Consider the following 13,659-nt stretch of genomic DNA (forward strand, 5'->3'; position numbering starts at 1 on the left):
ACGCTTTACCCGCCGTCCCATTTTTTAAACCCAGCGTCCCAAGCGGTCACATTCGGCTTGAATGCAAAGCAAGGCCGTCGGAACAGTCCCTTGGTGGGGCGAGAGGTGCCTGCGGACATGGTTTTCCGGCACCTTTCACGAGGCTGCAGGGCGTCCGGGGGCTATGGGAAATCAGTTTGTGCGTTGGGCCGTTCTGGCCCGTGTTCTGTTTGGCGTGGCTATCCTTTTCCTGGGATTGACGGGCGCTGGCCCGTGGACCACGAGCGCTAGCGCCGATCCATTGCCACCCAACTCCGCGGTCTCGTTCAATGTCGCACATGGTCTGGCTGGCCAGGTCGTTACCGCAAGAATGGCCCTGTCAAATCCCAACGCCGCGACAAACCTCACAGGGGTGACCACACAATTCGCCATTTCCAACGGCGCGACATTCGCTTCGCCGGCCAACTTGTCCAACGGGTGCGGCGGCAGCGTTGTTGCAAATTCGGGAGGTTCTATCGTAAGCGTCTCGGGCGTGGGTTTGGCAAGCGGCGCAAATTGTACAATCGATGTCGATGTGCAGCTACCGCCCAACCCCGGATCGACTTCACTCTACAGCCGCAACTCCAGTGGTGCCACAGCCAACGAATCTGGAGGCGCAGGTGGAAACACCGCTTATTTGGGACTCTCCATTTCTGCTCCTCCATCGGTGGCGGCAGCGTTCAATCCCACCTCCATCACCGCGGGGCAGACTTCAACGCTGACCCTGACCATAACCAATCCCAATCAGTACACCGGCGTTGATCAGTTGACCGGGGTTGCCCTTGCGGCTTCGGCGTTGCCCGCCAATCTCAGTTTGGCCGCCGGCGGCAATGCCACCAACTCCTGCACCAACGGCACGTTCAACGCAGCGTCTCTCAGCCTGAGCGGCGCTACGCTGGATGCCAATGCAAGCTGCACGGTGACCGTGCAGGTGACTTCGTCCGTACCTGCGGGTTACAGCCATACGACCGGCGTTGTTTCGGCCACTGGACCGCTAACCCTCACTGGAACCAAGGCCACGACAGCCACGCCGTTGACCGTGACGGCTGTGTCCCCACCGAACGCCGCACTGTCTTATGTCTATTCAGGCACGCCGATTGCCGGCCAGCTGGTGAAGGGGCAATTGGTTCTGACAAACCCCAATCCGGTGGGGCTGACAGGCATTTCCGTCAGTATCAGCAACAGCAATGGCGCCAGCTTTCCCTCACCAGACAATCTGGTCAACGGGTGTGGCGGCAGTGTCAACGTCAGCAATGGGCCCGGTGGCCTTGTTCTCTCGGGCGCAAGTCTTCCAGGCCTCGGCAGTTGTACCCTTACGGTCGATATCCGGCTTCCATCGTCTGCCGGCTATACATCCATCACCACACTGCAGGCGCCTTCGGCCACTGAGTCCGGTGGCGCCTTTGGAAGCACGGGCTATGCGGTCCTCATATTCTATAATCTGCTCACAACCACCCAGGCTGTCGGCCAGTTGAACGTCTACCAAGGCGTGGCCATCAATTCCGCCACGCCCGTCACGGCAGGTGGTGGGGCACCTGCGATCACGCTCGGCATATCGCCGGCTTTGCCGGCAGGCCTGCAATTCGACACCGCAACCGGGGCCATCACCGGAACGGCCGCCAGCACTTCGCCGACAACCACCTACACAGTGACGGCGACCGATCAGGCCAGTCCGCCGCAAACATCGTCCAAGACATTCGATTTGACGGTCACCGGCCCGGTGGTGGCCACCCAGGCTGTGGCCTCTGTAGCCCTGACCAAGGGCCAACCGGCGACGTCGTTCACGCCGGTGACGGGCAGCGGCGGCAGCGGCGCGCTCAGCTACGGCATCAGCCCCTCATTGCCCGCCGGCCTGTCCCTCAGTGCGTCGACCGGCGAAATCACTGGCTCGCCAACTGTTACATCAGCTGCCACGACCTATACCGTGACCGTGACCGACGCCAACGGTGCCAGCGCCTCCAACACGTTCTTGCTTGCCGTCAACGATGCGGTCACCGCCACACAGGCGGTGCCGACGGCGGTATTGACCCAGAACCATGCGGTCATTCCGTTCACGCCCGTCAGCGGTGGCGGTGGAACCAGCCCGCTGTCCTACGGCGTGTCGCCGGCCCTGCCTGCCGGATTGAGCTTCGACAGCTCGAATGGGCAGATCACCGGTACGCCATCCACCGCAGCGGCTGGCACCTACACCGTGACGGTGACCGACACCAAGGGCGTAGCGGCAGCCGCCACCTTCAGCCTCACCGTCAACGGCGCGGTCACCGCCACGCAGGCGATCGCGACGACAATATTGACTCAGAGCCATGCGGCCCCATCATTCACACCCGTCACCGGAGCGGGTGGCGCAGGAGGCCTCACTTACGGCGTGTCGCCGAGCCTGCCCGCCGGACTGAACTTCAATGCGGCAAACGGGCAAGTCACCGGCGTGCCCAGCGTCACGTCAGCCGCCACGAGCTACACCGTGACGGTGACCGACACCAATGGCGCCACGGCATCCAATATTTTCTCGCTTGCCGTAGGAAGCGCCGTGACGGCGACACAAGCGGTGGCCACGAAGTCTCTCACCGTGACCACGGCAGTGACGCCGTTCACGCCGGTCACCGGCGGCGGTGGAACCAACCCCCTGTCCTATGCCGTCTCACCCGCCCTTCCGGCAGGCCTGAGTTTTGGCACTGCCGACGGGCAGGTCAGCGGCACCCCAACCGTCGCCAGCGCGGCGGCCAGCTATACGGTGACCGTGACAGACGCCAACGGTGCGACGGCGACGAACAGCTTCAGCCTGAAGGTCGAGAGCCTAGGGCAGACTATCACCTTCACCTCGACCCCGCCCAGTCCCGTCCACATCCATTCGCCGGACTATGTGGTTTCGGCCACTGGCGGCGGTTCCGGCGAGCCGGTTCTGTTCTCGATCGACGCTTCGAGCGGCGCGGGCGTGTGCAGCATTTCCGGCAGCACCGTGTCCTTCCTTTCCGTGGCGGGCATCTGCGTGGTCAACGCCAACCAGGCCGGCAATGCTCAGTACGCGGCAGCTCCGCAGGCACAGCAGACCATCTCGGTCGTCACGACGGACGTCGGCGCGGTGACCGAGGCGATCGGCGGCTTCATCTCCGACCGTGCCAACCAGATCGTGAGCAACCAGCCTGACTACGGCAGTCACGGCATGGACCGTCTGAACGAGGCCGCGGGCCAAGGTGGCGGCGGTGGTTCTTCCGATCTCACGAACCAACAGGCAGCGGGGCTGAAATCTGACCTGCCGCTTGCGGCTTTCGAATCGCGTGCGGGAGCAGTCGGTCCATTCACCCCAACTGCCGCACCGGCTTATCAAGCTGCCGCCGGCCGGCAGGATCCCTACGGTCTGCAGGCGATGCTGCTGGGCGCCGTGCAGAATGCTGGCCAGTCAGGATCGATGGACCGGCTCAGCTATTCCGGCGCCTTCGATGCCACGGTCAATGCCCATGACGGCTTTGCGGCTTCCTTCCACGGCTCGCTGTCGCAGTTCACCAAGTGGCAGGAAGCTGCACTTGGCCTCAACGGCTCGCAGGGCGGCTCGCATTCCTACTCGCCCTTCGACCTGTGGGTAGAGGGCACCTATGCCGGTTACAGTGGCGAACGCAGTGGCCAGTTTGGCCTGTTCACCGCGGGTGCGGATTATGTGGTCAATCCCGGTTTGCTGGTTGGCGCGTTCACGCAGGTCGACACGATGAACCAGACATCCGGTACGGCCGTCTCCGGAACCGGATGGATGGCGGGGCCTTACGCCACTGTGCGCCTCACCGACCGGCTGTTCTGGACGTCGCGGGCCGGCTGGGGCCGCTCCAGCAACAGCCTTTCGGACTCCGGCGACTTCACCTCCACGCGGTGGCTGGCCTCCACGGAAGTCGCGGGCAAGTGGAATCTCGGGCAGGGCGTGACCTTCACGCCCAATCTGGGCTTCATCTACTTCCAGGACACGACCGACGCCTATCAGGACACTTTTGGCGTCACCATTCCGGGCGTGAAGACCGAGCTGGGCCAGCTCAAATTCTCTCCCGAACTGTCCTACGGCTTTGCGACCGACGGCGGATTGTGGGTCGAGCCCTCATTCGCGCCGGAACTGATCTGGAACTTCGCCTCCACCAATGTGGATGGCTCTGGTGCGCTGTCCGATACGGCGACCGGCCCGACAGGCTTGCGCGGCCGCATCAAGGCCGGCCTCAATTTCCGCACCCCGCAGGGCGTGGCATTTTCGGCCACCGCTTCCTATGACGGCATCGGCGCGTCCGGCTACTCCGCCATTGCGGGTCAGGCGCGGATCAATGTGCCGCTGAACTGACAGAGCGGATGACGTGCGCTTGAAGAAGCGGGATTGTAGCTCGACCTGAAAACGGGCTACGTCCGCTTGCCCTCGACCGCGTCCCAGAACAGGCCGGCGATGTCGGCGCCGCCGAAGCGCTTGACCTCGCGCACGCCGGTGGGCGAGGTCACGTTGATCTCGGTCATGTAGTCGCCGATCACGTCGATGCCGACCAGGATGAAGCCGCGCTCTTTCAGCGAGGGTCCGATGCGGGCGCAGATCTCGCGCTCGCGGGGCGTCAGCTCGGTCTTCTCGGCGCGGCCGCCGACATGCATGTTGGAGCGGGAATCGTGCTCCGCCGGCACGCGGTTGATGGCGCCGACCGGCTCGCCGTCGATGAGGATGATGCGCTTGTCGCCCTTGCGCACGTCCTTCAGGTAGCGCTGCACGATGTAGGGTTCGCGCGACAGCTGGCCGAACATTTCGAGCAGCGAGGCGAGGTTGCGGTCGTCTTCCTTGAGGTGGAAGATGCCGGCGCCGCCATTGCCATAGAGCGGCTTGACGATGATGTCGCCGAACTCCTTGCGGAAGGCTGCCACCTCGAGTGGATCCTTGGTGATCAGCGTCTCCGGCATCAGGTCCGGAAACTCGGTGACGAAGATCTTTTCCGGGCTGTTGCGCACCCAGGCCGGGTCGTTGACGACCAGCGTCTTGGGGTGAATGCGTTCCAGGATGTGCGTGGTGGTGATGTAGTTCATGTCGAAGGGCGGATCCTGGCGCAGCAGGATGACGTCCATCTCCGACAGGTCGGTGCGCACCTTCTCGCCCAGCGAATAGTGGTTGCCCTTCTCGTCGCGCACCTGCATCTCCTCGATGCGGGCGAAAACCTTGCCGTCGCGAAGCGACAGCCGGTCGGGCGTGTAGTGGAAAAGCTGATGGCCGCGCCGCTGCGCCTCCAGCGACAGCGCGAACGAGGTGTCGCCGGCGATCGACACGGTGGAGACATGGTCCATCTGGACGGCGATTTTCAGCTTCATGGCGGGTCCCCGGCGCTATCGGTGCAAGCGATATAAGGGTCGCGACGCCGTCTGCCAATCGGGCCAGCAGCCTTTCCTTTGATGCATGTCGTTGCCCCAAAACCGGGAAGCCACTTTTGGGCGACATGCATCAGCGGTCGAAGACCAGCCTGAAATAGGTGAGCGATGGCCGCGGCAGGGATAGCCGCGGCCCCGCGAAAAGGCGAACCCGGAAAGCCTTAGAATTTATACGCCAGGGCAAGCCTGATCGTATTCTGCTCGAGATGCACTTCGCGGTCGGCGAAGCCGCCGGGCAGCGACTGGAAATCGTAGGTTTTCTTGCCGAAGGAGTCGTGGATATACTCCAGGCGCCCGATCCATTTGGGATTGAATGCGTATTCGGCGCCGACACCAATGTTCCAGCCGGTAAGGCCCTTGTCGATGGAATCGGAATTTCCCGAGACAGGATTGGACTGGGTCACCTTGTCGTTGGTGAAGGAGACGCCACCGGCGGAATAGAACAGCAGGTTGCCGGCGGCATAGCCGATCCGGCCGCGCAAACGGCCCATATATGAGCCTTCGGACTCCGCGTGGCGCGTGCCGCCGCGGGAGTTGAGATAGTCGGCGCCCTCTTTCCAGCCGTCGTAGCCGAATTCGCCCTCGGCGCCGAAAACCAGTGATCCGGTCTGATAGTTGACACCCGCGAGACCGCCGAGAGTTCCGCCAGCCGGCGAAAGCGATACGTCGCTCGAGCCGCTGAGGTTGATCAGACGGTTCTTGCCGAACGCTCCCCCGGCGTAACCGCCGACATAGGCGCCGCCCCAATTGAAGGCCGCGGCCGGCGGTGGCGCTGGAGGGGCATCCTGGGGCGACAGATCGGCCGCGAAGGCGGCCGGCGAAGAAAGCAGTGCGGCAAGCGCGAGGATGGCGGATTTCATGTTCGAAGCACCTGTGGACTTGACTGAGGCTCAGGCACTTATGGCGACGCGCGCGGGCATCGGCATCCCGCATTTGGGGTATGGCGATTGTTTCCGGCAGCGTGCGACGTGGGAGCCGGATACGGGCATGTCTCGCTGCCGACCCCGGGCAGCCGCGCCGTCGCCGACGGCGTCGCAACGGGACAACACCCTGATCCATCGAGACCGGACGGCGGCCTTCCATCTGGATCACATTCGTTTGTTGTGCGCCTTCGAGGCTGGCGTGATGTCCCGATCCCGCTAATGATCGGAACAGGGGTGGTTGTGCATGCGACTCTTCGTCGTCGAAGACGATCCGTACTGGCAGCAGGCGATTCGGGCGATCGTCGAGCATCGGCCGGACTACCGGATCGTGGCGATGTGCAGCAATCTTCGCCAGGGACTGGAGGCAGTCCAAACGGAGAGCTTCGATCTGATGATCGTCGATCTCGGACTTCCCGACGGGTCTGGCATCGATGTCATTCGTGCCTCCCGGCGACGGCATCCCGATGCTGAAATTCTGGTGGCGACAGTTTTCGCGGACGAGGAAAACGTGGTCGCGGCGATCTATGCCGGAGCCACGGGGTACCTGGTCAAGGAGGCCACGCCGGAACAATGGAGCGCTGCGATCGATGGGCTGCGGGCCGGACATTCCCCGATAGACCCGAAGATCGCCCGCCACATCCTCGGCGCCGTCCAGCAGCGCAGCCGATCCCTCATGCAGCCCAGTTGGAGCCTCAGTTCGCCGAACGCGCATGGCGGAGCAGACGACGAAGCCGGCCTGAAACTGTCACCGCGTGAAATCGAAGTGCTCCAGCTTGTCGCCAAGGGGTTCACCATGATCGAGGTCGCCAGGTTTCTCAAGGTCTCGCCGCACACGACACGCACGCATGCCAAGGCCATCTATCGGAAGCTCGAAGTCAGCACGCGCGGTGAGGCCGTCTTCGAGGCGTCCGTGCGTGGGCTTATCTGACGAGGCCCAAGGTGGAAGCCGCGACGAGCTCACCCATCCGGCGCCACGGCGGCTGGCGTCTGGCACTGATGGCGGGCATCATCGTCGCCGCGACGATGGCTCCATTCGCCATTGCCCGGCTGGTGTCGTCCCAGTCGCTGGATCCGTGGAGGCTGGGGGAAGCCCAGCTTACGCTCGTTCCCGGCGGGGCGGCCGAACGCGGTCAGGCGGTGCCGGCGGAGCGCCCGGTCACATTGCCCGATGCGTGGAACAAGGCGCATCCGGGGTTTGGCGGGGTCGGGCGCTACCGCTTCACCGTCGCCATGGCTTCCGACGCTCTCGGCGATCGGGCTCTCTATATCCCCCGTGTCAGCAACCGCTGCGTCGTCGAGGTCAACGGCGTCAAGATCACCCAGCCGACGGGGTCCGACAGCACCCCATGGCTGTGGAACCGCCCGCTCTATCTTGTGATCCCCGCCGACAAGCTTCATCCCGGCGACAACGACGTGACCGTCTCGGTGACAGGGGAGGTAAACAGCAGGGCGGGGCTCTCGGAGAGTTTCTTCGGGCCCCGCCTGCCGCTCTACAATTCCTATCGCCTGCGTTGGTTCTTCCAGGTCGACCTGCTGTGGATTGCCAATCTCAGCGTCATCGTTCTCGCCCTTCCATTGCTGTTCAGCTGGTTGCGTGACCCCGTCGGCTCCGCCAACTATGGAATATTCAGCGCCGGCGCGATCCTGTTCGGGCTGCGCAACTTTCACGGCTCGGTCGATTTCCTTCCCATGCCGGTCGAATACTGGTGGCCGCTGGTCAGCGCGAGCCTTGGCTGGTCGCTGGGTTTCATCTGGGTTTTTCTGCTGCGTTTTTCCGATCATCGCTGGCCCAGGTTCGAGGCCGCACTGGCAGTGTTCACCCTCGCTGGATCGATTGCCTTGTTCATGGTGCCGACCAGCCGGTTCATGGCGCTCTCCCCCTGGCTCTGGTACGTTCCCCAAGCCGCCGTCGGCCTTTTCTGCGTCGCGGCCTTCACGCGTCGCGCGATCGCGGAACCGACGCCGCATCGTGTCATCCTCATGATCGGCGTGCTGGCCCAGGTCGTGCCGGCGCTTCATGACATCCTCTGGATAGAAGGCGCGGGGGCCTTTTCGAGCATGCTGTGGATGGCGGTGAGCTTTCCCCTGCTACTTGTCCTGACGAGCGCGCTTCTCGCCGACGACGTGGCCCGGACCAGGGCGGCGCTCGGCGGCATGAACAGGATTCTCGAGGCGCGCATCACGGTCGCGCGCCAGGAGCTGGAGTCGCTCTACGAAAGCCGGCGCAGGACCGAACGCGAAGCGATCGGCGCCGAGGAACGGCTCCGGTTGATGCGCGACATGCATGACGGCGTCGGAACACGGCTCTCCCTGTTGCTCAGCGGCCTTGCCCGCGGCGATCTTTCCATCAAGGAGGTCACGCACGCGGTGCAAGGTTCCCTGGAGGAGCTGCACCTGCTCCTCGACGCCCGCGGACCCAACACGGCTACGTTGATGGATGCGCTGGCCAATCTCCGCTATCGGCTCGAGCCGCGCCTGACGGCACTCGGGGTGGAAACACGCTGGGAAATCGGCCCCGGCGCGGAGTCCCTCGCTTTGTCGGCGGAAATGACGCTGGATGTGCTGCGCATTATTCAGGAGTGCATTGCAAATTCGGTACGTCACGGCCAGGCAAAGGTCGTCACGCTCAAGCTCGAATGCCCGGATGAGGTCCCGCCGCGCGACGGGCAGGGCGCCGCCGTGCCGCCGTTCGAGGTCCTTGTCATCGATGACGGCATCGGCATCGGTAATGCCGCCGCCGCCACCAAAGGGGGCGGGCGCGGTCTTGCCAACATCAAGGCGCGAGCCGATGCGATCGGCGCCACCTTCACCTTGCGCTCCGACGCTTCCGGGACGACCGCGCGTCTTGCCCTCGGCCATGGATCCGTTCCCGGCCTGGAAGCCGGACGTGTGCGTGTGGGCGCGAAATAGCCGGCCGAAGCCCGGACGGGTTTCTCGAAGGGCCGGGCAATACCTCAAATGCGGCATGCGGCTATCGATCCTTTACCGCATGACTCCTCGAGTGGCAGCCAAACCGCAGAAGGAGGCGCATGATGGATTCGGTCAGACCGCTGAAAATTCGCGCCTGGTCATTTCTGACCAGGATCGGAAGGTGCCCGCGCTGCATGCGCCAATCCGGTTACGCCACGCTGGCGTCCCTGCTGCTGTTCTGTCTCCTGCGCGAGAGGTACAGCCTCGCCGTCCTCGCCGTCTTTTCCCTGGTGTCGCTGCTTCATCTCTGCGTGTACACCTATCGAAGCACCCGGGAAGACATTCATCCTGAACGCAGACAGTTTCTTTCGGCGGCCTTGGGCGGCTTGATCCTCATCTTCTCCGTGTCGAGTTTCGCAGGCAGGGCATTCGCCGAGAATCCCTGCTCCGGCCGGATGAACTGCGGTCACTCTAGGTGCCAGGCCGAGGATACATGTTGTCCGTTGGGTTATACGTTTCTCAGTCTTTGCGACTGCAGGTGCTATAAGCAAGGCTCCAATATGCCCACATGCAGCGAGCCGTTGGCTTTGGGAAGCGTAACCGTCATTGGATGCTACGATCAGAACTGGTGAATGGCGGCAACTCGTTGTGTGCGCAATTCCCAAGGGGGAAGCGCTTCGCGCTTCTCCCGGGAAAACCGTTTCACTCTCTTCCTGGAACCGCTCTACAGTGACCCGACAAGCGGCAGGAGCAGGGCGACCAGCTCGGCCTGCCGGCGTACGTTCAGCTTGGCGAAAACCGTCTTGAGCTGCGTACGTCCCGTTTGATAGCTGATCCGCAACGCCAGCGACGCCGCGGGCAGGGAGGCGCCCCCCGCTATCTTGAGCGCAAGCCGCGCCTCCGCCGTGGTCAATCCGAAGCGTTCGCGCAAGATTTCGACATGGCCGGCGCCGCCATTTGCGAGCGGGCGGATGACGAGCAGGCAACATGTCTGCGGCGACAACAGCAAACGGAAATTGTCATCGGGCGGATGGAAGACGAGCGGGTAGAGCGCAACGGAGAACGAGCCATCGGAATTTTGCAGGCGGATCGTTTCGCGTCCGGCGACGAATGTCTCACGCCGGGCGGTTTGACCGATGACCCTGGCGATCTCGGCCGCCGCCTGTCTGTCGAGGATTTCCAGCCTGTCGCCGACACCGATCCGCACCAGGCGCGCCTCGCGCGCAAGCGCCTCCCCGGGTTGGTTGGCCGCCACGACGCGGCCTGTGGCCGACACCATGAAAGCCGCATCCGCCATCGCGTGAACGATGCCGGAGCGGGCTGGTGAAGACGCATTCGTCAGGCGCTCGCGCAGCATCGAAAGTGCCAGACCCATCGCGGGTGCCAACCCCTGGACCACAGGCTCGATGACGAGGTTGATCCGTTCGGTGTCCCGAGCCGAATAGTGAACGGCCAATTCAGCACTTCTGTCGCGATCCTCCAGCAGCCTTATGGCCGTCGCGGCGTCGCTTTCCGGCAGATGCCGCAGGAAGTCGGTGTAGAACTCCGTATCCCTGAACGATGCCGATGGAAGGAAATCCTCGGTCCGGCGCGGCTTCATGAGCGGCAGCGAGAGGTTGAATGGCATCCAGCCGTTGATGCCTCCGTAGTAATTCGCGAAATCCCGTATGGCGCCTTCCTCGAACCCTGACTGGACGAGCGGCATGTCACGGGAGGCCTTTCGGTCATTGACCAGGAAAAGGGCCTTCGTCCCCGGGATCAATTCGCAGAACCGATCCGAAAAGTGCTGCCACTGGGCCGTATCGGTGGCGGCTCCCATGACAATCTCGCCGAGCTCGCCAGTAATCCGTCTGCTATGCTGATCCATCTCTGTTCAACGACCACGAATGCCTCGACGCCGGTCGAGCACGATGATGGAAATCCAAGGCGCCTGGCTGGAGCCTGCTGGCGTCGCGGCGACCCGGGAATTTGCTTGACGCTACCGGGCCCGGGCCTGATTGGCCCATACCTCAATTGAGGGATGTAAAGAGATCGGCAACCGGCAGATTGCGCTCAGTCCGGCTGGAAAAAGAAAGCCGCGGGTGAATGTGATGGCAGGGATCGATGAAAACGCGGATCGCCAAGGTTACCACGACAGGGGATGAGCTTATCGAGCTCCTGCAGGCGCTTGTCGAGCGCGGCGGGCCGGCCGAGGGCGACTGGCCTGAGCTTGTCGGGGCGCTGGCCAGCGAGCATGGCCGGCAGTTCGTCATCCAGGATGGCGTCAGCCACCGCAGGAGTTCGAACAAGCGGCTTGAACTGTTCCTGGCCGGGTGTCCGCGCGTCTTCCACGGCACCGCGACCATGCAAGGGTTTGCCCGTTGCAAGCCGCACGGCTATGCCGGCGACTTCGAGATCATCGAGCGCATTTACAACATGGCGTGCTCGGCCCTGGCCGACCTTTCGGCATGGGACCGCTTCTTTCATGCCGGCGACGCCGCGCGCGCCGTGCGCAATCGCGCAAGCGTGCTGCGGCAGATCATCGGCGAGACGAGGCCGCGCAAGATACTGACCGTCGGCTGCGGCCCGAGCCTCGATATCCTCCAGGCGACGGCGGGCCTCGGCGAACCGATCGAGATCACCTTCCTAGACACCGACTCCGCCGCCCTGGCGCGCGCCGCGGTCAATCTGGGCTCCATGCCCCAGATCACGGCGCATTTCGTGCACAAGAATGCACTGCGCTATCGCACCGATGAAAAGTTCGACCTCATCTGGTCCTCGGGCCTGTTCGACTACCTCAACGACAAAACCGCTGTTTTCCTGCTGAAGCGGCTGACCGGGATGATGGCTGACAACGGCGCCATATGCTTCGGCAATTTCGGCCATGAGAACCGTTCCCGCCCGTATATGGAAATCATCGGCGAGTGGTTCCTTCGTCATCGCGCGCCGAGGGATCTGGAGAAGCTGGCGACGGCGGCGGACATCGCCCGCTCGCGCTTCCGCTGCCAGGCGGATGACACCGGCCTGAACCTCTTTGCGCTGTGTGCCTAAGCAACATCCGGGGGCAGCCCCTCAGCGGTCGAAGACCAGCCGTGAGTAACCCAGGAAGGACAGCGCCATCGCGGCCAGCGAGGCGGCGGCGAGAGCCGCGAGCGGCGGTGCCGCCGGCAGCGCGAGCAGGATCGCGGAATAGACGAGATAGTTGATGACGCTGGTGGCGATGCCGACGCCGCCATAGCGGGCGCCTTCTTGCGCCACGCCGCGGCGCGACGGCGAGAAGGTCAGATGCCGGTTGATCTGCCAGGTGACGCAGAGCGCGAAGCCGATTGACAGGATGCGGGCGACAAAAGGTCCGAGCGGGGTGACGGCCATCAGCAGCCAGAGCGCGCCGGCATCGGCGGCGAAACCGATGCCGCCCGCGAACGCGAACCGCATGAGGCGCAGCATTTCTCAGGCCGCGCGCGGGGTCTTGCCCGGCTGCGGCTTCTGAACGATGTCGTCGGTGCGGCGCTCGGCGCGGCCCGAAGGCATGGAGAGATAAAAAATGCGCTTCTGTTCGGCGCGGCCGCGCGACACGGAATCGAGGATCAGCCCGGTCACCGCCGCCAGCATGGACAGCAGCAGCAGGCCAACCGACAGCACCCAGGTCGGCATGCGCGGCACGAGGCCCGTCTCGGCGAATTCGAGCAGCACCGGCGCCATCAGGAACAGGCTCGAGCCGAGGAAGAACAGCGAGAACGCTCCGAAGAAGCGCAGCGGCTGGGTTTCCTTCATCAGCATGGCGAACATCCACAGGATCCTGGCGCCATCGCGGAAGGTCGACAGTTTCGACGACGAGCCCTCGGGGCGGCGGCCGTAGTCGAGCGCGATCTCGCTGACCGGCAGTTTGAGCTGCGAGGCATGCACCGACATTTCGGTCTCGATCTCGAAGCCGCCGGAGACGGCGGGGAAACTCTTGACGAAGCGCCTGGTGAAGGCGCGGTAGCCCGAGAAGATGTCGGTGAAGTCGCTGCCGAACAGCGATTTGTAGAGGCCGTTGAAAATCCGGTTGCCGAAGGCGTGCCCTGCCCTGCCCGCGTCATCGGTGACGCCGCGCCTTGTGCCCACCACCATGTCGCAGCGCTCGGTCAGGAGCGTGTTGATCAGCTGTGGCGCATCCTCGGGCGCATAGGTGCCGTCGCCATCGGCCATCAGGTAGATGTCGGCGTCGATATCGGCGAACATGCGCCGCACCACATTGCCCTTGCCCTGGCGCGGCTCGCGAACGACGATCGCACCCGCGGCGCGGGCTCTCAGCGCCGTCAGGTCGCGCGAATTGTTGTCGTAGACGTAGATGGTCGCCGCCGGCAGCGTTTCGCGGAACCGGCGCACCACCTCGGCGATGGTAAGCTCCTCATTGTAGCAGGGCAGGAGCACGGCGATGACGGGCTCATGGCGGACGTCTTGCGGCATTTTCGTCTCC

At 63.8% G+C, this 13,659-nt stretch carries 10 protein-coding genes; 5 read left to right on the forward strand and 5 right to left on the reverse strand.

Going from position 1 to position 13,659, the window contains the following annotated elements:
- Positions 1–163 precede the first annotated feature (163 nt).
- Entirely contained in the window at positions 164–4,330 is a 4,167-nt protein-coding gene (locus tag FFS37_RS12500) for a beta strand repeat-containing protein (RefSeq protein ID WP_456299323.1), read from the forward strand.
- A gap of 56 nt (positions 4,331–4,386) precedes the next feature.
- Here FFS37_RS12500 and gshB read toward each other — a convergent pair whose 3' ends face one another.
- Together gshB and FFS37_RS12510 are read right to left on the reverse strand one after the other, a co-directional pair.
- Complete coding sequence (gshB, locus tag FFS37_RS12505) at positions 4,387–5,328, reverse strand: glutathione synthase (RefSeq protein ID WP_137931267.1); 942 nt, start codon at positions 5,326–5,328, stop codon at positions 4,387–4,389.
- Between the two features lie 218 nt (positions 5,329–5,546).
- Entirely contained in the window at positions 5,547–6,245 is a 699-nt protein-coding gene (locus tag FFS37_RS12510; protein WP_137931268.1) for an outer membrane protein, read from the reverse strand.
- 307 nt (positions 6,246–6,552) lie between these two features.
- Between FFS37_RS12510 and FFS37_RS12515 the strand changes: the two genes are divergently transcribed.
- The 3 genes from FFS37_RS12515 (at position 6,553) to FFS37_RS12525 (ending at position 9,850) form a co-directional block, all read left to right on the forward strand.
- Positions 6,553–7,236 carry a response regulator gene (locus FFS37_RS12515; protein WP_137931269.1) on the forward strand — a complete coding sequence of 228 codons (684 nt, stop codon included), beginning with the start codon at positions 6,553–6,555 and terminating at the stop codon, positions 7,234–7,236.
- Positions 7,237–7,304: 68 nt separating this feature from the next.
- Positions 7,305–9,218 (forward strand): sensor histidine kinase, encoded by a 1,914-nt coding sequence (locus FFS37_RS12520; RefSeq protein ID WP_137931270.1) that lies wholly within the window; start codon positions 7,305–7,307, stop codon positions 9,216–9,218.
- A 122-nt stretch (positions 9,219–9,340) separates the two neighbouring features.
- On the forward strand, positions 9,341–9,850 hold the full coding sequence (locus FFS37_RS12525; protein WP_171026260.1) for a hypothetical protein: 510 nt from the start codon (positions 9,341–9,343) through the stop codon (positions 9,848–9,850).
- Positions 9,851–9,942: 92 nt separating this feature from the next.
- Here the strand turns inward: FFS37_RS12525 and FFS37_RS12530 are convergent, their stop codons facing one another.
- Positions 9,943–11,085, reverse strand: coding sequence for a helix-turn-helix transcriptional regulator (locus FFS37_RS12530; protein ID WP_137931272.1), 1,143 nt, complete (start codon positions 11,083–11,085; stop codon positions 9,943–9,945).
- A 236-nt stretch (positions 11,086–11,321) separates the two neighbouring features.
- Between FFS37_RS12530 and FFS37_RS12535 the strand changes: the two genes are divergently transcribed.
- The gene (locus FFS37_RS12535) at positions 11,322–12,248 is read left to right on the forward strand and encodes a class I SAM-dependent methyltransferase (RefSeq protein WP_137931273.1); all 927 of its coding nucleotides are present in this window, start codon (positions 11,322–11,324) and stop codon (positions 12,246–12,248) included.
- A 21-nt stretch (positions 12,249–12,269) separates the two neighbouring features.
- Here FFS37_RS12535 and FFS37_RS12540 read toward each other — a convergent pair whose 3' ends face one another.
- Positions 12,270–12,644 carry a GtrA family protein gene (locus tag FFS37_RS12540; protein WP_137931274.1) on the reverse strand — a complete coding sequence of 125 codons (375 nt, stop codon included), beginning with the start codon at positions 12,642–12,644 and terminating at the stop codon, positions 12,270–12,272.
- A gap of 3 nt (positions 12,645–12,647) precedes the next feature.
- On the reverse strand, positions 12,648–13,649 hold the full coding sequence (locus FFS37_RS12545) for a glycosyltransferase (protein WP_137931275.1): 1,002 nt from the start codon (positions 13,647–13,649) through the stop codon (positions 12,648–12,650).
- Positions 13,650–13,659: the final 10 nt, after the last annotated feature.

It is taken from the genome of Mesorhizobium comanense (genome assembly GCF_005503535.1).
Lineage (GTDB): Bacteria > Pseudomonadota > Alphaproteobacteria > Rhizobiales > Rhizobiaceae > Mesorhizobium > Mesorhizobium comanense.

Coding starts and splice junctions, on each gene's coding strand:
- FFS37_RS12500 (WP_456299323.1), top strand. CDS start 164: ATGGGAAATCAGTTTGTGCGTTGGGCCGTTCTGGCCCGTGTTCTGTTT.
- gshB (WP_137931267.1), bottom strand. CDS start 5,328: ATGAAGCTGAAAATCGCCGTCCAGATGGACCATGTCTCCACCGTGTCG.
- FFS37_RS12510 (WP_137931268.1), bottom strand. CDS start 6,245: ATGAAATCCGCCATCCTCGCGCTTGCCGCACTGCTTTCTTCGCCGGCC.
- FFS37_RS12515 (WP_137931269.1), top strand. CDS start 6,553: ATGCGACTCTTCGTCGTCGAAGACGATCCGTACTGGCAGCAGGCGATT.
- FFS37_RS12520 (WP_137931270.1), top strand. CDS start 7,305: ATGGCGGGCATCATCGTCGCCGCGACGATGGCTCCATTCGCCATTGCC.
- FFS37_RS12525 (WP_171026260.1), top strand. CDS start 9,341: ATGGATTCGGTCAGACCGCTGAAAATTCGCGCCTGGTCATTTCTGACC.
- FFS37_RS12530 (WP_137931272.1), bottom strand. CDS start 11,085: ATGGATCAGCATAGCAGACGGATTACTGGCGAGCTCGGCGAGATTGTC.
- FFS37_RS12535 (WP_137931273.1), top strand. CDS start 11,322: ATGAAAACGCGGATCGCCAAGGTTACCACGACAGGGGATGAGCTTATC.
- FFS37_RS12540 (WP_137931274.1), bottom strand. CDS start 12,644: ATGCTGCGCCTCATGCGGTTCGCGTTCGCGGGCGGCATCGGTTTCGCC.
- FFS37_RS12545 (WP_137931275.1), bottom strand. CDS start 13,649: ATGCCGCAAGACGTCCGCCATGAGCCCGTCATCGCCGTGCTCCTGCCC.